The sequence below is a fragment of the Tenacibaculum xiamenense genome, from assembly GCF_964513065.1.
GTDB classification, from domain to species: domain Bacteria; phylum Bacteroidota; class Bacteroidia; order Flavobacteriales; family Flavobacteriaceae; genus Polaribacter; species Polaribacter xiamenense.
Genome location: NZ_CAZEQU010000033.1, coordinates 344,758 through 365,507, shown reverse-complemented (window position 1 = coordinate 365,507; position 20,750 = coordinate 344,758). Strand labels below are relative to the sequence as shown.

The 20,750-nt window shown below is 32.9% G+C and carries 14 protein-coding genes; 6 read left to right on the top strand and 8 right to left on the bottom strand.

The annotated features are described in order from the left end of the window. Positions 1-724: 724 nt before the first annotated feature. Positions 725-2,149, top strand: coding sequence for an ATP-grasp domain-containing protein (locus ACKTTV_RS12620; protein ID WP_408031200.1), 1,425 nt, complete (start codon positions 725-727; stop codon positions 2,147-2,149). After that, positions 2,149-3,120, top strand: coding sequence for a succinylglutamate desuccinylase/aspartoacylase family protein (locus tag ACKTTV_RS12615; protein WP_408031199.1), 972 nt, complete (start codon positions 2,149-2,151; stop codon positions 3,118-3,120). The genes ACKTTV_RS12620 and ACKTTV_RS12615 overlap by 1 nt, the downstream gene beginning before the upstream one ends. Before the next feature lie 641 nt (positions 3,121-3,761). On the opposite strand, the gene ACKTTV_RS12610 is transcribed toward ACKTTV_RS12615, so the two are convergent. From ACKTTV_RS12610 to ACKTTV_RS12575, 8 genes are all read right to left on the bottom strand, one after another. Next, complete coding sequence (locus tag ACKTTV_RS12610; protein ID WP_408031198.1) at positions 3,762-5,714, bottom strand: thiamine pyrophosphate-dependent enzyme; 1,953 nt, start codon at positions 5,712-5,714, stop codon at positions 3,762-3,764. A gap of 369 nt (positions 5,715-6,083) precedes the next feature. Further along, complete coding sequence (locus tag ACKTTV_RS12605; RefSeq protein ID WP_408031197.1) at positions 6,084-8,387, bottom strand: type IA DNA topoisomerase; 2,304 nt, start codon at positions 8,385-8,387, stop codon at positions 6,084-6,086. 100 nt (positions 8,388-8,487) lie between these two features. Beyond that, a complete protein-coding gene (locus ACKTTV_RS12600; protein ID WP_408031196.1) occupies positions 8,488-10,716 on the bottom strand; it encodes a M1 family metallopeptidase in 2,229 nt (742 codons plus the stop codon). Positions 10,717-10,786: 70 nt separating this feature from the next. Then, positions 10,787-11,281, bottom strand: coding sequence for a DUF6702 family protein (locus ACKTTV_RS12595; protein ID WP_408031195.1), 495 nt, complete (start codon positions 11,279-11,281; stop codon positions 10,787-10,789). Between the two features lie 125 nt (positions 11,282-11,406). Beyond that, positions 11,407-12,243, bottom strand: coding sequence for a carboxypeptidase-like regulatory domain-containing protein (locus ACKTTV_RS12590; RefSeq protein WP_408031194.1), 837 nt, complete (start codon positions 12,241-12,243; stop codon positions 11,407-11,409). After that, on the bottom strand, positions 12,230-13,033 hold the full coding sequence (locus tag ACKTTV_RS12585; RefSeq protein WP_408031193.1) for a carboxypeptidase-like regulatory domain-containing protein: 804 nt from the start codon (positions 13,031-13,033) through the stop codon (positions 12,230-12,232). The genes ACKTTV_RS12590 and ACKTTV_RS12585 overlap by 14 nt, the downstream gene beginning before the upstream one ends. A gap of 226 nt (positions 13,034-13,259) precedes the next feature. Continuing rightward, the gene (locus tag ACKTTV_RS12580; RefSeq protein ID WP_408031192.1) at positions 13,260-13,844 is read right to left on the bottom strand and encodes a hypothetical protein; all 585 of its coding nucleotides are present in this window, start codon (positions 13,842-13,844) and stop codon (positions 13,260-13,262) included. A 61-nt stretch (positions 13,845-13,905) separates the two neighbouring features. Then, positions 13,906-14,706: a carboxypeptidase-like regulatory domain-containing protein gene (locus ACKTTV_RS12575; RefSeq protein WP_408031191.1), complete on the bottom strand. Its 801-nt coding sequence runs from the start codon at positions 14,704-14,706 to the stop codon at positions 13,906-13,908. A gap of 248 nt (positions 14,707-14,954) precedes the next feature. Here ACKTTV_RS12575 and pepE point away from each other — a divergent pair, with 248 nt between their 5' ends. From pepE to ACKTTV_RS12555, 4 genes are all read left to right on the top strand, one after another. Next, on the top strand, positions 14,955-15,656 hold the full coding sequence (gene pepE, locus ACKTTV_RS12570) for a dipeptidase PepE (RefSeq protein WP_408031190.1): 702 nt from the start codon (positions 14,955-14,957) through the stop codon (positions 15,654-15,656). Between the two features lie 176 nt (positions 15,657-15,832). Then, on the top strand, positions 15,833-16,462 hold the full coding sequence (locus tag ACKTTV_RS12565) for a TetR/AcrR family transcriptional regulator (protein WP_408031189.1): 630 nt from the start codon (positions 15,833-15,835) through the stop codon (positions 16,460-16,462). Positions 16,463-16,476: 14 nt separating this feature from the next. Then, entirely contained in the window at positions 16,477-16,953 is a 477-nt protein-coding gene (locus tag ACKTTV_RS12560) for an Mpo1 family 2-hydroxy fatty acid dioxygenase (RefSeq protein ID WP_408031188.1), read from the top strand. Between the two features lie 61 nt (positions 16,954-17,014). Then, on the top strand, positions 17,015-19,819 hold the full coding sequence (locus ACKTTV_RS12555) for a membrane dipeptidase (protein WP_408031187.1): 2,805 nt from the start codon (positions 17,015-17,017) through the stop codon (positions 19,817-19,819). Positions 19,820-20,750: the final 931 nt, after the last annotated feature.

Genomic DNA, 20,750 nt, shown 5'->3' with positions numbered 1-20,750 from the left:
AGATACCTACTCCTAAAATAGCCAATATAGAAGAGGCAAATAGTCCAACTTGTTTGAAGTCAATTCCACTTATTATTAAAATAGAAAATGCAGAAGTTAATATATATACCAAATATCTTTATACGATTTATATTGATTGAACTGTTCAATTGTATCGATTTTTGTTTATAGAAAACTGTTGTCGTTATAAACAACTACATCCATTTCAACCTCAGGTTGTTTCTGAGTTCCTACAAAAAACAGGAGTTTCAGGAATGGTGAATCCTCTTATATTTTAACTTTATTCGTATTAATCATATTTAAAACTCCTGTTTCATATTCACTAATTTCAGGAAGAATAAGTAATGAAATAGCAGTATTAATGGTTACTTTTTCATAATATTTTCATCAATCAATTTGGTGAAAAAGTTGTGTTTATAATTATAAATAATAATAGTTCTCTTTGAATCATTAATGTACTTCTTAATAATATTTGTTTCTGAATTGTCCCAATCTGGTTTTTTAAAGCTTATATCAATATCTTGTAAAAGTTCTAGCAGTTTTAATTTGTGAATATTTTGTTTGTTAATGATGATTTCTCAGCCAAATTTAAAACTTCAATACTGCTTGAAGTTAATGTGATAGACTTTTCTTAAAACAAAAAAATATAAAAGTTATTTTTTACGGTTTTTCAAATCGATTTTTAGCGTATTATTGGAAGGTTAAAACAATAATAAAAAAAATAATGTTAAAAGATACCGAAATCATTTTCCCAAATACTTTAGAGCCTGAAAATCATTGGTATGAAAAATCTTTAAATGCAACCATTCACCCCATGGTAAGTTACTTTTTAAATTTAAAAACGGAACGAATTATTAAACGTTATTGTCATTTAAATCCCAAAGTAAGTTCTAAAGACCTGGAGAGCATTTTGGCATATAAACCAGAACACTATCATTTATCAGGAGCAGATTTGCTTCATGTGACCACCGAAAAAGGAAATAGACAAATGGTAGTAATAGAAAATAATTCTTGCCCTTCTGGTCAAAAATCAATGCCTCTGTTAAATGAATATGAAGAATCAGGTGGGTATGGTAAATTCATGGAATTAACGATAAAACCGATTCTAAAGAAAAGAGGAAACGACGCTGTGGCAGTTATTTATGATAAAAACTACATGGAGGCATCTGGCTATGCGCATGCGATGGCTGACATGCTTAATAAAAAAGTATATTTGGTACCATACTACCATGATGATAAAAACGAACATGTAGATGTTAGTGGTGATTCAATACAACTAAAAATTGATGGTGAATGGTTGAAATTAGGATTGGTTTTTAGATATCTTACCCAAAAACCATGGAATAGACTTCCTATATATTCCAAAACAAAAATTGTAAACCCTACTATTGTATGTTTAGCAGGAGGAAGGAACAAAATGATTGCATCCAAAGCATATTCTTTTTATAATGCTGAATTAATGGAACAAAACCTTAAAATTTTAACTCCACATACAATTTGGGATGTTAACAAGAATGAAATTCCATTATGGGTTAGTAAACTAGGAGGTAAGGCAGTTGTTAAAAATCCTTATAGCAATGCAGGACAAGGAGTGTATACTATTGTAAACCAGGAAGAATTGGATAGTTTTATGCAATTAGACTTCGATTATGATAAGTTTATAGTTCAAAGCTTGGTAGGAAATTATAACTGGAGTTCAACTACCAATGAAGGAAAGTTTTATCATGTAGGAACCGTTCCTAATCAAAAAGGACAATCCTATGTCTTAGATTTTAGGATGATGATACATGCAACACCAAATGGTTATAGACCGCTGTCAATATATTCAAGACGTGCCAAAGCTCCTTTAAAAGATGAATTAGAAAATGGTAAATCTTCATGGGATATTTTAGGTACCAATTTATCTTTCAAAAAAGAAAATGGCGATTGGGGGTCTGATACAAATAGGTTGTTAGTGATGGAAAGAAAAGAGTTTAATAACTTGGGTATTGGATTGGATGATTTAATAGAAGCCTACATCCAAACTGTTTTAACATCGATAGCAATAGATAAAATGGCGATACGCTTGTTGAATAAAAAAGGAGGATTTAGGCGAAAACTTTTTAAATCTCTCAATGATGATGAATTATTAATTAAGGAAATATTATAATGCCGAAGTTTCAAAAAATTCCTATCATCAAAAGAATTAAGCTAGACTCTTTTGATAAATGCACTTTGTCCTATCGATGGTTGCATATTGTATCAAACGGTATTGGTCAACCAATTTACATACCTGTTATCATAGCCAAAGGAGCTAAAGAAGGTCCCGTGTTAGGGTTAACTGCGGTAGTTCATGGAAATGAGCTAAATGGGATGCCTGTAATTCAGAAAGTTTTTAATTCTATTAAGTTAGAAGAGTTGTCTGGAACCATTGTAGGTGTTCCAGTTGTTAATATACCGTCAATTCTCGTGAATGAACGCAGGTTTGTAGACGGTGAGGATTTAAACCGAATTATGCCAGGTAACAAAGATGGTAACAGAAGTGAGGTTTATGCCAACAGAATAGTTGATCGAATTTTGAAGAATTTCGACTATTTAATTGATCTTCATACTGCAAGCTTTGGTAGAATAAACTCCTACTATATAAGGGCAGATTTATCTTCTAAGGTGGCGAAACAATTAGCCCTGATTCAGAATCCTGAAATAATTTTAAATGCTCCGCCAAAAGATGGAACACTTAGAGGAGCTGCCGCGGACTTAGGAATAGATGCTATTACTGTCGAAGTAGGAGATCCTGACAAATTTCAAAAAGGAATGATTTATTCGGGTTTATCGGGAGTGTTTAATACACTGGCATTTTTGAAAATGTATGGCCATACTATAGATGAACCGGAAGAAGAAGTAGTTATTTGTAAGAAATCTTATTGGATTTATGCGCATACAGGTGGTATTCTTCAAGTTCATTGCCAATTAAAACAGTTGCTAAAACAAGGAGAGTTAATTGCAACCGTTAGAGATGTATTTGGTAGAGTTCTTAAAGAGTATTTTGCCCCAGAAGACGGGGTGGTTATAGGTAAGAGCACTAATCCTGTGGGACAAACAGGTAGTAGAATTATTCATTTAGGTATCGTAAAGGAATAGTAAATCTTAAGCCTTTTAATGTAATCGCATTGAAGGCTTTTGACTTATCAATAATTTGTTTACACTTTGATGTCGGATACTTTTCCTAATCTTTGATATTAGAATACAATGTAAGTTTTCACATTAGACTTATAACTCATTTATTTTCTAATTGAATTCACTTAATAGCATAGTTAAAATGACATTTTGACACATGTTTCAAATAGCACGGCATTTGTTTAATAAGTAATAGATATTTTTTATGGTTTAGCTTTTAAAAATTTTAGATTATGAAGAAAAATCCGACAAAAGTGAAGCTACTCGGAAAAGTCAAGTCAAATCAAATTACAAAATCAAATTTCCTTATCTCAAAGTTCCCGTCATAGTGAACGAATATATGTTCCGGAAAATGAAGGGAGAAACAGACGAATATCAATTTGTAAACATCTAACATTACTTTAATTGTTTGTATTATGGAAAGAAGTGATTGTTGTAGTGTTTGTGGTGAGCCACATGATGTAGGCAATTATTCATTAATTGCAGGTATCTGTATCAGTTGTTATTATTTAATAGCTTATTAAATCTAACAGTTTATTAAGTTGTTGAAGGGATGTCCATAATAGACATCCCTATTTCATTTCTTTATTGACGTAAGAATCGTGCTATATCAAATTAACATCCGCTATTATTTCTAATACGCTTGGTTTTGATTGATCATAAAGTTCTTTCATTGCTTGTTCCAAATCTTCCTGATGTTCAACACGCTTTCCCCAAGCACCACAGGATTCGGCAAATTCAGCGAAATTAGGATTTGATAAAGCAGTTTTCCATACTTCAAATTCGCCTGCACGTTGTTCTTTCGATATTTTTCCCAATTCATTATTATTGATAATGATGAGTTTTACAGGCATATTATAATTCACCAACGTGGTGATTTCAGCTAAATATTGACAAACACCACCATCTCCGGCAACGGCGATTACAGGTCTGGAGTTACCTACAGCAGCCCATGCGCCAATAGCAGCTGGAAGTGCAAATCCTATCGAGCCTAGATAACCAGACATTAGGAAATCTTGATTTTTAGGTTCAAAATAACGACCAAAAGAATAGGCGTTGTTCCCAACATCAACACACATTACGGCATTTTCAGGAGTCACCTTATTCATGGCTTCAAAAATAGCGATAGAACTAATCCCTTTATCTGAAGTTTCGGATAAACGTTTTGTTTTTTCTTCTTTCCATATTTTCCAGCGAGCTGCTATTTCATTTCGTGGATTAATAGCGCTAGTTTCTCCTTTAATTTCTTCTTGAAAAATTTCTAATGTTCTTGAAATTTCTCCCCAAACAGCTACTTCCACTTGATGGAATTTACTCAAGGCTAAAGGATCGAAATCCACTTGAATAATAGGTTTTTTAGGTGTAATTCCAGTATGATTTGAAAACGAAGCTCCAAATACTATGAGTAAATCACATTCATTCATAAACCAAGAAGCTATTGGTGTACCACTACGACCTAAAACACCACCTCCTAAGGGATGATCATCGGAAATAAGTCCTTTGCCTTTAAATGTTGTTAAAACAGCCGCATTTAGCCTCTCAGCGAATTTTACAACCTCTTTCTTATGATTACGAGCTCCATGTCCCATTATAATTACTGGACGTTTTGCTTTTTTTATAAGTTTAACAGCTTCATCAACAGCCTCTTTTGGTGGAGCAATGGTTAATGGTGTTATTCGATTCTTAGACGTTTTTGCTTTCGCACGTGAAGATGCTTTTAACTCTTGAATTTCATCGGGAAGTGTTAGGTGAGAGACATCTCTTTTTAAGATTGCATGTTTGATAGCGAGTGACATAAGTTCTGCATGACGACTATCTCTTTGAATACGTTGATTGAATTCGGCGACGGTATTGAACCCTTGAACCAAATCTACTTCTTGGAAGTTTCCTGTACCTACTACTTGGGTTTTAACCTGCCCCGTAATGGCTAAAATAGGTGCACGGTCAACCTTTGCATCCCAAAGCCCTGTGTACAAATTGGTAGCACCAGGTCCTGCAATTGAAAAACAAGCAGCGGGTTTTCCTGTCAATTTTCCGTAGGCAGAAGCAGCAAAAGCCGCAGCTCCTTCATGACGAATTCCATAAAAATTAAGATTCCCTTTTTCTTCTTGCCTTCTCATGGCATCTGCAAATCCGAGGTTTGAGTGACCAACCATTCCAAATACTTTCGTTACATCCCAATTAATCATGGTTTCCACCATAATATCCGAAACGGTAGTTTCATGCGGTTTTTCGGGTTCTAAACCAACAAAAATAGCGTCATTTTCTTCTTTAATAGGAAACGTATCGATACCATCGTCATAGCCTCCAGGTGGATGACCAGTGCAAGGATCAAAATCCCAGCCATGCCAAGGACAACGTAGTAATCCATTTTCTATAGAACCTTCTCCTAAAGGTCCTCCTTGGTGCGGGCATCTGTTATCTAAAGCGGAGAATTTACCTTTGTAATGCGTTAAACAGATTCCTTTATGAGCAGCAGTTACGGTTTTTACACGTCCTTCAGGAAGTTCTTTTTTATCATCAAGAACCTTGTGCCAAATAATGTTTTTGTCAGTCATGTTTTCAGTTATGGGTTGTTTTTAATCAATGAACTCATTTAGCCTTTTTCAATTTGCTAAAAAATGGTTGTTTTCAGCCCTGTTTTTGCTTTTTTTTCCTTCCGTAGCCCTGCTATGGAACTCGAAAAACCCTTCAGCAGAACTAAAAACCTTTAATTTTCACTTAAACTTAAAAAGTTTAAATGAGTTCAATGTTTAGGTAAGTACTACTATCATATTCAAAATATTTCATTGAATATAATAGTTACATTACTAGCAAGTTAATGAATTATATGCTAATTGAAAACTTCACTTTTTAAGGAAGTATAAATGACTTATTATGTTGTAGGTTTTGTTAATTAAGTAGCTTTATTGGAGTACTTATTCATTTTAGCTCGAGATGATTTGATACACCAATTCTTTAGTCAATGGCTTTCCATTTGCCATTTTTTTGATGTTTTCAAAAGTAAAAACAAAATCGCAACCATTTTTATAATTTGAACAACCATAAGCTGTTTTTCCTTTCAGTAAATCTCCTGTTTTACATTTAGGACATTTTGGAGTAGGGGAGTTTGTAGCTGCTGTTTTTTCCGTTTTTTGTTTAGGTTCTAATTTTAATTCGAAATTTTCATCGAATCGAAGTAGTGCCTCAATTTTACCTTGATCGGTTTTCCAGCCTTTTAAATTTGTGGTACAACCTTTATCTATAAGTCGTATTAACTGACTTTCGGATAGCTTTTTTCCCATAAATTCAAAGGGTAACATCAATTTACAGCCGTTACTGTATTCCGAACACCCATAGGCTTTTTTTCCTTTGAGTAACTTCCCTTTTTTGCATTTAGGGCATTCTTTCCCTACAACTGTTTTCTTTTTAGAAGCTGATTTGGTCTTTGTTGGAGCTGCACTTTGTTGTGATTCATAGGAAATACGTTGGTTTTTCTTACTCGAACGTACCTCATATACCAAAGTATCAACCATCTTCTTCATTTGTTTGATAAAAGTACTCGCATGGTATTCACCACGTTCTATTTCCTTTAATCGTTTTTCCCAGAGTCCTGTCAATTCAGCAGATTTCAATAATTCATTGTCAATAATATTGATCAAATCGATTCCTGTTTGGGTAGGAATAATTAACTTTTTCTGACGTTCTATATATTTTCTTTTAAACAAAGTTTCAATAATACTTGCACGTGTAGAAGGTCTACCAATACCGTTTTCCTTCATTAATTCGCGCATTTCATCATCTTCCACTTGTTTTCCCGCGGTTTCCATAGCCCTTAGTAAGCTCGCTTCGGTATAATTTCTTGGAGGTTTGGTTTCTTTTTGCAAAAAAGAAGGTTCATGTGGTCCTTTTTCTCCTTTTTCAAACGTTGGCAATACACCAGATTCAGATGACTTTTTCGAAGAATTCTCTGTTTCAAATACAACGCGCCATCCTTTTGTTAATACTTCTTTTCCAGTAGTTTTGAAGGAAACATCATCAGCTTTTCCGGTAACAGCAGTATTTGCAATATCGCTATCAGGGTAAAAAACAGCAATAAAGCGACGGACAATGATGTCGTAGACTTGCTGCTGATTATACTGTAATTTTATTTGCACACCTGTTGGGATAATGGCATGGTGATCTGTTACCTTTTTGTCATTAAAGACCTTGGTCGATTTTCTGATTTTTTTCCCTAAAAGAGGCTGTGTTAAACTTGCATAAGCTGTCAAGTTTTTTAATATACCAGGTACTTTCGGATAGATATCATTTGGAAGAAAAGTAGTATCAACCCTTGGATAGGTGACTACTTTCATCTCGTAAAGTTTCTGAACTAATTTTAAGGTCTCATCTGCAGAAAAGCCAAACTTGTTATTGCAATACACCTGTAACCCAGTTAAATCGAATAATTTAGGTGCGTATTCTTTTCCTTTTTTCTTGGTAACTGAAGTAATTTCAAACTCAGCTTCCTTAACTTTATTAGCAAAGGTTTCACCTTCCTCTTTTTTTAGAAAACGACCTTCTTCACAATTGAAAAGCGTTTCACGATAGGTCGTTTGTAATTCCCAATAGGGTTGAGGCTTAAAGTTTTTGATTTCATTGTATCGCTCAACCAACATTGCTAAGGTAGGTGTTTGAACTCTACCAATAGAAAGAACCTGTCGATCTCTTCCGAATTTTACGGTGTATAAACGTGTGGCATTTAACCCCAACAACCAATCTCCAATGGCTCTTGAATATCCAGCATAAAACAGGTTGTTGTATTGTTCTTCTTCTTTTAAGTTATTAAAACCTTCTTTGATGGCTTCTTCTGTAAGCGAAGAAATCCACAAACGTTGAACTCTACCTTTATAATTGGCTTGGTTAATTACCCAACGTTGAATGAGCTCTCCTTCTTGTCCGGCATCCCCGCAGTTTATAACAATTTCTGCTTTATCGAATAAGGATTTAATAATGTTGAATTGTTTTTTAATTCCACTATCATCTGAAACTTTTGTATTAAACCGTTCCGGAAGCATGGGTAAATTGTTTAAATCCCAGCTTTTCCAGTAAGGTTTGTAGTCTTTCGGCTCCAAAAGTGTACATAAATGCCCGAAGGTATAGGTAACAGCATACCCATTTCCTTCGAAATATCCATCATGTTTGGTATTGGCTCCTAAAATATTAGCTATTTCACGAGCAACACTAGGCTTTTCGGCAATACAAACTTTCATTCAATCCTGTTTAGAAAGTCGAAAGTACTATTTTTTGTGGTATTTATACAAACAAAAAACGTGGCATATGCCACGTTTTTTCAACAATTAATGTGTTTAATTATTGTTTTATCTTGTTTTTGAACTTGTTAAACTTGTTAGCTTCTTCTTTTGGCCAACTATTGTTTGAAGTATCAATATCTGCAGTTTCTAAGTCTGGATCAATAACAAAGCTCTTAATTTCTTTGTCTGAAGAGAATACTCTCATAACTTTATTTTCGTCCTTTCTCCAAATTTGAGCTGGGAAAGTTTCACGTTTTTTAGAACCATCAGCATACGTCATTTCAACAATAATAGGCATTACTAAACCTCCTGGCTTTTCAAACTCTACTTGATACATATACTTAGGCACTTTTTTTAAGTTAGCCTTTTTGTCGGCTGGTAAATTACTAACATACTCTTCAAGGTCTTTAGCGTTTGCATTTGACTTTTCAGTAGTTAAATAAATTAACTTACCTAAGTTCTTGAAATAAGCAGGGTATTGCTCTTGTAACTTTTTAGTTTTGTCATTAGGCTTATCTGTTAAGTATAAAGGCTTTACTTCTTTAATACCAATATCAGAGTAATCAGTAGTATAGAACCATCCTCTCCAGAACCAGTCTAAGTCCATTCCTGAAGCATCTTCCATTGTTCTGAAGAAGTCAGCAGGAGTAGGGTGTTTGAACATCCAACGTTTTGAATACGTTCTAAATGCATAATCGAATAGCTCAGGTCCCATAATTGTTTGACGTAACATATATAGTCCAGCAGCAGGCTTTGTGTATGCGTTAGGTCCAAAATTATGTACATAATCTCCCTGAGACATGATTGGAGATAAACGTTCTTGATCTAAACTCATGTAACGAACGATATCCTTAGGTAAGTTATTCGTATTGAAGTTAGGATCGTAGTCAAGTTCAGCTAAGATTTCAACAAAAGAATTTAATCCTTCGTCCATCCAAGTCCATTGACGCTCATCTGAATTTACTATCATAGGGAAGAAGTTATGTCCTACCTCATGTGTAATTACACCGATCATACCATTTTTTACACGGTCAGAATATGTTCCGTCAGGATTTGGTCTACCATAGTTAAAACAAATCATAGGATATTCCATTCCTTGTCTTTTAGCATGAACAGAAATTGCCTTTGAATAAGGATAATCAAAAGTCATTTTAGAATACTCTTCTAAAGTATTTGCTACAACTCTAGTAGAATGCTCTTCCCATAATGGGTTTCCTTCTTTTGGATATAAAGAAACGGCCATAACAGAACGTCCGTTAATATTTACAGCCATCGCATCCCATATGTACTTTCTTGATGAAGCAAAAGCGAAATCACGAACGCTATTGGCTTTAAAGTGCCATGTTTTTGTTTTAGTAGTTCTGTTTTTCTCATTTTTCTCAGCTTCTTCTTGAGTTACAATGAAAACAGGATTCTTATAAGATTTTCTTGCCTTTTCCCAACGTTTACGTTGTTCTTTAGTCAAAACATTCTTTTCATTTTGTAATTCACCAGTTGCATCAACAATATGATCAGCAGGAACTGTAAGTTTTACATCATAGTCACCAAATTCTAAGGCCCACTCACTACGTCCCCAGAATTGCATGTTTTGCCATCCTTCAACATTGTTATAAACAGCTAAACGAGGGAAAAACTGAGCTACTGTGTAGTTTTTATTTCCATCAGGGAATGATTCAAAACCAGAACGACCACCATCATTTACATAGTCAGGAATTAAGAAATTCCATTTAATTCTAAATTTAAATACATCTCCTGGAGCTAAAGGCTTTGGAAGATTAATGCGCATCATTGTACGATTAATAGTGTGAGGCAAATCTCTTCCATCGGCATATTTTACAGCTTCAATATTATAACCATATGGTTTTGGTTGAGCCATATTGTCTTTTACAAAATTATCTGGAGTAGAGAAAGGACTAGCTCCTTTTGAATCAGCCAAAGGGCTTTTTGAATCAGGTGCACGCATGTTTTGATCAAGCTGAACCCATAAATATTCTAAGTGATCTTTAGAATTATTGTGATAAGTAATAGATTCATCACCATATAATTTATTAGTTGACTCGTCAACACGGATGTCCATCACATAATCTACTTTTTGTTGAGTATATGCATGTCCAGGAGCTCCCGAAGCTGTACGTTGATCATTTGGAGTTGCTAAAACGTCTTTTAACTGACGAAATTTGTTTTGGTCAGTATGACCTTTCTGCGGTGCTTTTTTTTCTACTTCCTGAGCAAATAAGGAAGCCGAAGCTAAAAAGACCGAAAATAGAAGCGATACGTTTTTTCTCATTTCTGCGTTTAAAAATTTGATTTAATTGAGTTGAAAATTAATATTAATAATTAGTAAGATTATGGTTTTATTAAAATTTTAACAAACCTTTATCATTTGTTTTAGATAAAAAGAGACTTTTACGCTCTTTTTTTACTGTTGCTTTTATTAAATTTTGCTGTTCTGGAAAATATTTCACCAGCATATCATTTGTGACATGGATAGAGTGCACATTGTTTATGTTTTCTACTTCAAGATAAAAATACAAGATATCACCATCATATTCTTTACCTACAAACTTAAAGGTTTTTGATTCTTCATTAATCTTGATCTTGAGATGCTTATTTAAATAATCGTAAAACAACTTGTCTGCATTTTCTGCTTCAAACTTAGTTGCTAGATTTAGGTTGGCATTATACTCTCTGTTTACAGCAAGTTCAATATCATCAATAAAAACATTCATAATCATTTCAACGCTTTTATTCTTTTCGTTATGTTCTATTTCTGTTAAAGCTATGTAATACTTATGCAAAGAAGTATATGAGAAACATATAAATGATATGAGTATAATTATTACTTTTTTCACTGTTTAGTTTTTATAAAGAACCAATTTGATAAAGAGAATGGAATATGTTATTACGATAATAATGAAATACTTCAACTCAGTAGATACTAAACTCTAAAAAACCTCTTTATGCAATTTAGTTGCAATTAGCCCCCTAAAGTAGTATTTTTATTGTAATCTTCGGGTTTTAATTTTTTAAATTCAACAGATTTTGATTTAATGAATTCAATTACAGCAAATTCTCCTTTCTGAAATTCCATTTGGAATCCGTTGTCTTCTGTTAAAAAATGGATGAATTGGTATACATGATCTTTTTTTATCTTTAATTCATCGGTAATATAATGAGTATAATTTAGTTTTAATTTTTTGACGTGGGTTTCTAAGGTTTCAATATCTTTTAACTTTCTCAACTTTTTTATTCTTCCAGAAATCAGGTTTATCATATAATCTGGAGACATGACAAACCCCAAGCCCGTAAACATTACGGCTGAAGGCATCCCATTTGTAGCAGTGTAAAGCCTTCTTTCGGCAACTGTTAATTTAGGTAAGCCAGCATTAGGAAGGTCTAAGGTCTCAGCATCAATGTGTTTTTCATGTTTTACCAATTTACTATCAGAAACTAAGCTTCCAATAAGCTCGGTTTCTTTTATTTCGACTTCATCAAGGTCAATGGATTTCTTTTCTAAGAAGATCAGGTTTCTCTTTATTCCGAAGTGCTCTTTTTTTACTACCCAGGTCATACTTTTATAGCCAACAATTGAAATTGATAAGGTATCATTTTCCTTTGCTTTTATTTTAAATTCACCATTAATATTGGTAAATGTACCACCCTTGGTTTCCTTATTTATAATGTGAACATCAGGCAAAAAATCAAACTTATCCCTAATCTCAGCAAAAAAGAAAGACCTTTTTTCCTGAGAACTAATTTTTACTATAACTAATAATAAAAGGAGGGAAGTAAGTATTTTTTTATTTATGTTCATTAATAACTTCGATATACGATTTGCTTTCGTTTTGTAATATTTTAATTACCTCTAATTTTTCACCTTTTCTATAAAGCTTTTCAATACCTAAAGGATTACAATATTCTAAAAAGTGATAATATCTCTCTGGTGGAATACCTAATTCAAGAAAGAAAAATTTAGCTCCCAATTCCTTCATAAGCTTTGCAGGCATCCCTTTTTTAAAGGCAAGTTCTTTTCTAAGATCCCATAGTTTTTTTGAATTTCCAAAGGGTCTAGTAGCTGTAGGTCCAAGTCCTTGAAATAGAGTAGTTGGATCAGATTTTACTACTTCTGGACGTACAGTTTTATCAATATAATCCTCCGTATTTAAAACTCTAATATCAATCTCTGATAAATCCATAGTTTCCAATAAAGCCTTGTTTTTATAATCTACAGGAGTTTCTTTAAGGTCAGTACTAATTGTTCCAATTAGATTGTGTCTTCTTAGTTTTATTTCATCAAGGGTATAGGTCGTTTTTTCAATAACAAATACATTTCTTTGGAAACCAAGATTCTTTTTTTCAACAATCACAAACTTCGTTTCATACCCAACATATGAAAATCGCAATAGGTCATTGGGAGTAGCTGGTATTTCAAAGTTTCCTTCTTCATTTGAAAAAGTAGCTTTATTATTTGTTGTATTCACAATATGTACATCAGCTAGTGCTCCAAGGTGGTTCATTACCTTTCCTTTAATTAATTTTTGATTAATCTGAGAAAATCCGAGTAGTGAATAGAATAATACTATGTAGGTAAGTAAGTTTTTCATTCGAGTGTTTTTTAAGGAAAAATGGGGTATTGAATAAAAATCAATATTATTTTAATTGTTAATTTTTAAAGTTTCAAGATACGAAATACTTTCCTTACGCAAAACATTTTTATAGTGCCTATATGGCATAATTAAAGAAACTTCGAACGAAAAGATAATGTAATGGAAGCTTTCATCGTTCGAAATTTCGTAATCAAATTAAAATCAAATAGTAAAGGTTAATAATTTATTTTATTGACTTGTGATATAATTCGCTTTCCTTTTTTAAAAGTTCCAATAATTCAAGTGTTCTGTTGGCGTCATATAATTCAGCAACATTACTGTGCGAACAGAAGGTAATAAAGTGATAAAACTTATCCTTTGGAATATTCAATTCTTGAAAGAAGAAATGATTTCCGAATTTTTTTAATAAGCTATCAGCAAAAGCTGAACTTTGAGCGTCAGAACTTTTAACTTTTTTATTATTCCCTGAGGTTCTCCAAAGAACTAAACCTTCGTCATTTCCATTGGTGATATCAAAAATTGGTTCTGGAGTTATAGGTAAACCGTTGCAATCTAACCTTACATTAGGAACAAGTGCACTTGGTTTTATTAAATGCAACTCGTCTTGTGATTTAGGAAAATATAAAATGTTCCTATGAAATTTATCTATCTGTCCTTTTAAATCATTATTGAAGGTATTAGCCTTATAGTTCAAAGGAGTTTGTAGTGTTTTTTGAGCAATAATGGTGTTAGCACCAAGTATAAAAAGAACGAAAAATGGTAGTGTTTTTAGCATAGATTTTTGAGTTTTATCAAATATACCATCCATATTTATTAAATTTAGTTAAGCCTTGGTTAATGTTTGTTAAAGTTGAAAAACCTAGGGTGTTTTAATCCTCAATTTCCTTTAAGTAAATCAAACTTTCTTCTTTTAAAACCTCAATCAATTTAAAGATTTGCTTTGAGCGAAATAGTTGTTCAACATTTTTCAACTCACAGAAAGAAATAAAATGGTAGTATTTATCTTTTGGAATGTTTAATTCATTCACAAAGAAATGTATTCCTAATTCTTGTAATAACTCATCTGGAAAGTCTTGTTTTTGTTGCAATCGTTTTTTTCGTTTTCTTTCTTTTTCTAGTTTTCTGCCTCCAATTGATGGTGCGAAACCGGCTCCTTGAAATTGATTGGGTAAACCAACTACAGGAGGTTTAGATCGATCAATTTCATCAATGGTTACTGGCATTCTAGATATTTCGGACATCATACCTTTAATACCAGTTACTAACTTTTCAACTCGTTCTTCTTTATAGTTTGTTGGAGTTTGTTTGGTATCGGATTCTAAATCACCAGATAATTGATGTTTTTTTACAATAACTTCATCTAACATATTGGTTTTTGTTTCGAGTTGAACGGTTATTTTTAGTTCTTTTATAATCACTTTAGCAATTGTAATTATTTTAGTTTTATGCTGAACAGAGGAAATCTGAAGCTCATCACCCAAAGAAGCCCTAATAGAAAAAGAACCTTCATCATTACTAAACGTACCTTGTTTTGTTGTTAGGTTTATAATGTGAGCATTTATAACAGGTCCTTTTTCATCCGTTACCACTCCTTTAATGATCTTGTTTTGTCTTTGAGAATAAATAAGATGGGAGGAAAGGAAAAATAGAAAAAGTACTTTTTTATGCATAGTCAGATGATTTCGAATAGTTTACTTACTTCACAAAGTAATGACCAATCTTTCTTAAATATGTTTTAAGGGCTTTGTAAACTTTTGTTAAATCAGCATACTATGGAGTATATTTTTCAAATTTTAATTGAATTTATTGGTGAGTTTTTACAGAATACCTAGTTTTGATTCCTATTTAAACGAGGGGTAAGTGTTTGAAGTTTAAACGACTTTTTCCTTAAAAATTAGTATCATAAAAAACTAAACAAATGAAAAAACTAATTGTCGCAAGTACTTCTACGGTTCATGGAAGTGGATATTTAGAATATATATTACCAACACTAGAACAACATTTTAAGGGAATTAGTGAAATATTGTTCATCCCATTTGCGAGGCCAGGAGGTATTAGCTACGATGGTTATACAGAAAAAGCAAAAGAGGCTTTCGAAAAAATAGGTATTGCGGTGAAAGGAATTCACGAGTTCGATTCTGCAAAAGATGCAGTTAAACAAGCACAAGGAATTTTTACAGGAGGTGGGAACACGTTTGAATTGGTAAATCAGTTATACAAGCATGATATTGTAGAGGTATTAAAAGAAGTTTTACAGAGTGGAACTCCTTATTTAGGAACGAGTGCCGGAAGTAATATCTGTGGAGTAACCATGATGAATACTAATGATATGCCAATTGTATATCCACCAAGTTTCGATACTTTGGGAATGATTGCTTTTAATATCAATGCACATTATTTAGATCCTGATCCGAGTTCAACGCATATGGGAGAAACCCGTGAAACTAGAATAAAAGAGTACCATGTATTTAATGAAACTGCTGTTTTAGGTTTACGTGAAGGAAGTTGGTTAGAAGTTTCTGGTGAGTCTATTGTTTTGAAAGGGGAGTTAACAGCAAGATTATTTAAACCTTCAACTGAACCAATAGAATTAGAATCTAATACTGAAGTGAGTATCTAATAGCAAGAATAGATTACTTTAGAATATAACTTAAAAAATCACCTTAGAATCATTGTATTTTAGGGTGATTTTTCTTTGTAGATATGTTGTAATTACTTGATAATTTGGTTTTTATTTTAAAATTAGTATATTTATCCTAATAATTAGTACTATTATACTAATTTGTGTATTTTAAAATGAAACTTAAAACCAAAATATTACTGAAAGCAATTGAATTATTCAATTCAGAAGGCATTGCGAATGTTTCTCCTAATAAAATCGCCAAGGCTCTTAATATTAGTGCAGGAAATCTAACCTATCATTATAAAACGAAATTAGATTTACTTACAGCTATCTTTGAGCGTATGGTGGCTGAATCCAAAGATTACTTAGGTTTTGGTGAGCAACCAGCTTCATTAATGGAATTAAAACAGATTCTTTCAAATTTCAGGAAGCTACAGATCGATTATAATTTCATTTTTATTGATAATGTATTCATTACCAGAAAATATCCTAAGATAGGGGAGCTGTTTAAACAGTTAAGTTTGAGCAGATTTGAAAATGGAAGGAAGCTAATCGATGCACTTATTGAATCTAAACGTGTAATTCCTGAGAATAAATACACAAACTACAATAATTTGGTCCATGTAATTTGGTTCATTAATATTTACTGGTCTTCCCAAGATGAACTGCTTCAAAATCATCTGAACAATAAAACCACTACTATTTCAACAGAAATCATCTGGAATTTGATTTACCCTTATTTAACCCCACTTGGAAAAAAAGAATATGAAGAGATAAACGCGTATAAAACGAGTATTAAATAACTAAAATAAAAAAAATGAAATCAGTAGAACAATGGTTCGATGAATACGAAGTTAGTCATCAAACACCTTTTAATAAAACGATTCATTATATTTGTGTACCACTTATATTTATAAGTACTATAGGGCTGTTTTCTTCGATTCCTGTAGGCGATCTTTCAAGTATATTCCCTTCGTCCATTGTTCCTTATATGCATTTTGGAACTCTATTAATATTCTTATCACTGATCTTTTACAGTACATTATCATTGCCAATACTTGTTGGAATGTATGCCTTTTCAATGGTGGCGTTGTACCTAAACCATTTAATGGCTTCGTATATAAACATTCCTTTCTGGATTTTATCATTGATTATTTTCGTGATTGCCTGGATATTTCAATTTATTGGTCATAAACATGAAGGTAAAAAGCCTTCCTTGTTTAAAGACATCCAGTTTTTACTTATTGGACCAGCGTGGATATTAAATAAGCTTTATACTTTTTTTAAAAAGTAGGTTTACATCTTTTATTAGTGAAAAATCACTAATCGACAACATTAAATTAAATCAACTTACTATGAAACAATTGTTTACACTTTTGGTTCTGATTTTGTACACCTCTGTGTTATCTGCAGAAGTGAATGACCCAATTTATGGTTTGGCTAATACCTGTCAAAACATAAGTTTATTAAATGCTAAAGGAAACATTATTTCAACCAATACTTACTTTTTAAAACCTTCTGCCTTAGGAGAGTTTATGTTGTATAAAAATGGTTCTGTGCTTGTTGATGACAATGGGAGCGTACTATTGAAAAACATTAGCACCACATACCATGGACATGATTATTTGGTTTGGACCATAGTTCAATATGGAGATACCTATGTTTTTAGGAATAAGAGTACTGGGAAGTACATTCAAAAGAATATAAGTTGGTGGACATGGCTTCCTTGGGTGAGTAATTGGATTTCTACAACCAATGTAAGCTCCGCATCTAAATTTCGCATGTCGGCCGCTGAAAACTGTGAATCTTTTCCTGAAATATCGTTAAATGCCACCATAACAAGAGATTTAGCCGGAAAAAATGCAGATGGAACACTCTATGGAATGGCAAATCTTCATGATCATTTTTTATCAGATAGAGCCATGGGGAATTTATTATTCACAGGAGGAACACATTCACCTTATGGCGTGTATGATGCGTTCAATTGTTATGAAAGTCACGGAAGTCGAGGTCTTGATTTAACAAGTTTAGTAGCGATTGTTCATGATACTACTGTGGATACGGGAATCCACAACATATTAAACCCAAATTTTAATTTGTTTGGTTTTGCTGAATCTCATAATCCTTATTCATATCCTGGATTAGAAGCGTATCCTTCAGTAAAAGATATCGGACATCAAAAAGTATATTATCAATGGCTAAATAGGGCTAGGCTAGGAGGTCTACGATTAATAACCATGTTATCGCAGTCGTCAAAATCGATTGTTCGAATAGCAAATCATGGTTTAGTAAAGAACTTGCTACCATTTTTTAGCCCAGGAATGCAAATTACTCCTGTAATTACTGGAATGGAAGAGCATGAAATAGCCATGAGTAAATTATTGAGCTTAATTGACTATGTAGACGCGCAGGAGGGAGGCCCAGGAAAAGGATGGCTGAAAATAGCTTATTCTCCCGCTCAAGCAAGAAAGATTATTAGTGAAGGAAATTTAGCAGTAATAATAGGTATGGAACATCCTGATTTTTTGAATTGTACAGAAAATAGTACGCCTTGTACGAGGTCTTATATTGCTTCAGAACTTGACAGATTATATGCTCAAGGAGTTCGTGTGGTTTTTCCAACACATCATTATGATAATCAATTTTCAGGGAGTAGTTTATTTGCAGAATCTGTTGAATTATTGGCGATGTTGGATATAAATAGACCTATAGAATACCAAGTATCTGATGAGAATTTACCCTTTAGCACTGAATATATTCCTTCGATAAGAAATGGTAACGTATCCATTGTTTTAAAGGGATTATTAGCAATTTTCGGATACAATTTGTTTAATGGTTTTTCAGATATTCCCAAGGATGCCAATGGAGAATTGTTTCATGGTTATGAAAATGCTAGAGGATTGACGCAAACGGGTGAAATTTTGGTAGAAGAACTCTTAAAACGAGGAATGATGATTGATATGTCACATATGAGTCCACAAGCTGTTCGCGATGTTATCGCCATTACCGATGAATATGACTATCCGCCATTATTTACGCATTTTTCGATTGAAGAAGGTTCACATCATGAAGGTGATGCGGGCTATATTTATACAAGAGGAGGAATTGCTTCTCCACAAATTGATAGGAGTCAAGATGGAAGGGATTGTGCTTATACATCAACGAATTTAATTACGGTTTTTAATGACACAGGAGATGTTTCTGAACAACATAAGGGACTAAGATCGGCAAGTATGTCTACCGACTTCTTTGGAACACTTACAGGGCCAGGACCAAGACTGAACAATACGTTTAATCATTGTGAAAATTCAACTTCATTTGGAGGAACCATGGAGTATCCTTTCACGTCAAGAGACGGAAAAGTGGTTTTTGAGAAACAAACCTCTGGAAATCAGACGTACGATTATAATTATGACGGTATGGCACATATAGGTTTATTACCTGATTTAATTGAAGATATGAGAATTCAGTCTGATTCGGAAGGAGCCATTGCTGCTTTATTTAATGGAGCTGAAGAATATGTGCGATTTTGGGAGGAATGTGAAAGAGCAGCATCGAGAGTAGAGGACAGGAGAGCTATTGTTTCAAATCCTGAAAAACCAAGAGATTTACGCGAAAAAAAGGATGAAAATAGTATCAATGGATTACCGATAGAATTATTGGATAATTCGGTCGTTAGTGAGAACCTCGCGGCTTTACAGTCAAATACCCAAGCTGTAGAAAGTATCAAAGACTTGTTTAATATTGATATAACGAATCTAACTTCAGATGAGATTATCCATACTTTAATTGATGAATATCAGATAACAGCAGAACAAATTGAGTTAGCAAATGATATCAACGGTACCGATTTAAACTTGAATGCTATTTCGAATTCACAAGAAGACACTACAAACGAACCGATTTTCTCGAAGAATAGAATTAGTGTATATCCAACGTATGTGGAGAATAAAGTTAATGTAGAAAGCATTGAGGATGTTCGTGATATAACTGTAACAATTACAAATATTTCGGGAAAAGTGATTTTCACTCAGGAATATAAAACTTTGAAAGCCGAAACCATGCAAGGATTTCAAAAGTTTTCACCAGGAGTTTATATTATAAATTTTAAAGACAAAGCAGGAAACATAAATCAATCATTTAAAGTAATAAAGAAATAAAACACATATTGGTTTTTATTGCTGGGTAGATTGGATTGTTGGCAAGATATAAGGGGATAATTGCTGATGATTCAATTTACCTTTTTTAAATGAATTATAAATTCAATACAGAGGAGAACTTGTATTACAAAATATTCTATTTAACATAACATTAATTATAGTACAAATGTATTGTTTTAGTAAAATGGCGAATACTGTGTATTTAACATAATTGTAGATATAACTAACACGCTAGTGTTTTATATCGTCAACAATTATGTTACAGCCATTTTACGACACGTTAAGTTTATTCGTAAGCTATAATTCTATATTATGTGTAAATAGCCCAAAATATTTACGTTTCTAAAGATTATCCCGTACTTGGGTCATTTAACATTGGTTTGGTTTTCTGCTAAACAATAAACATTTTGTTTGTTTGTACTATAATTGGTCGCTATGTTAAATTGCCTCTTGCCAGAATCGCTCTGATTGTTTTATAAAATCAAATTGTTATCACAATTTATTTTATACACAATTTTCCAACGCTTACAGCCGCTAAAAGCTTACATTAAGTTCTTATCTGAGATTCGTGTATTTAAGAAAATATCCGTTACAATTTTTTTTAGGATGTTCTCGTTAAGGTTTCCGCAAGAGTATAAAATTTTCCTTTGCTTAAATCCATTCTTTAAAATTTCTATACCCTTGCTAACATGGTAACTAAAAATTAACTTTTTTTCATTCTTGCGCTATCTTTTGTCTTGAAACAAAAGAAACAAAAATTCAAGGCTTCATAAACCTTTGGAAACAATAACGGTTCATTCGCTATATTTTAGAAAGCATTGAACTCGTTAAAATAACTTTGAAGTTAAATATAAAATACTCAATATTAAGAATATGTATTGCTAACCCTCTAAAATATGTACGCTCATTTCACCTATTGTTTTGCCCAAAG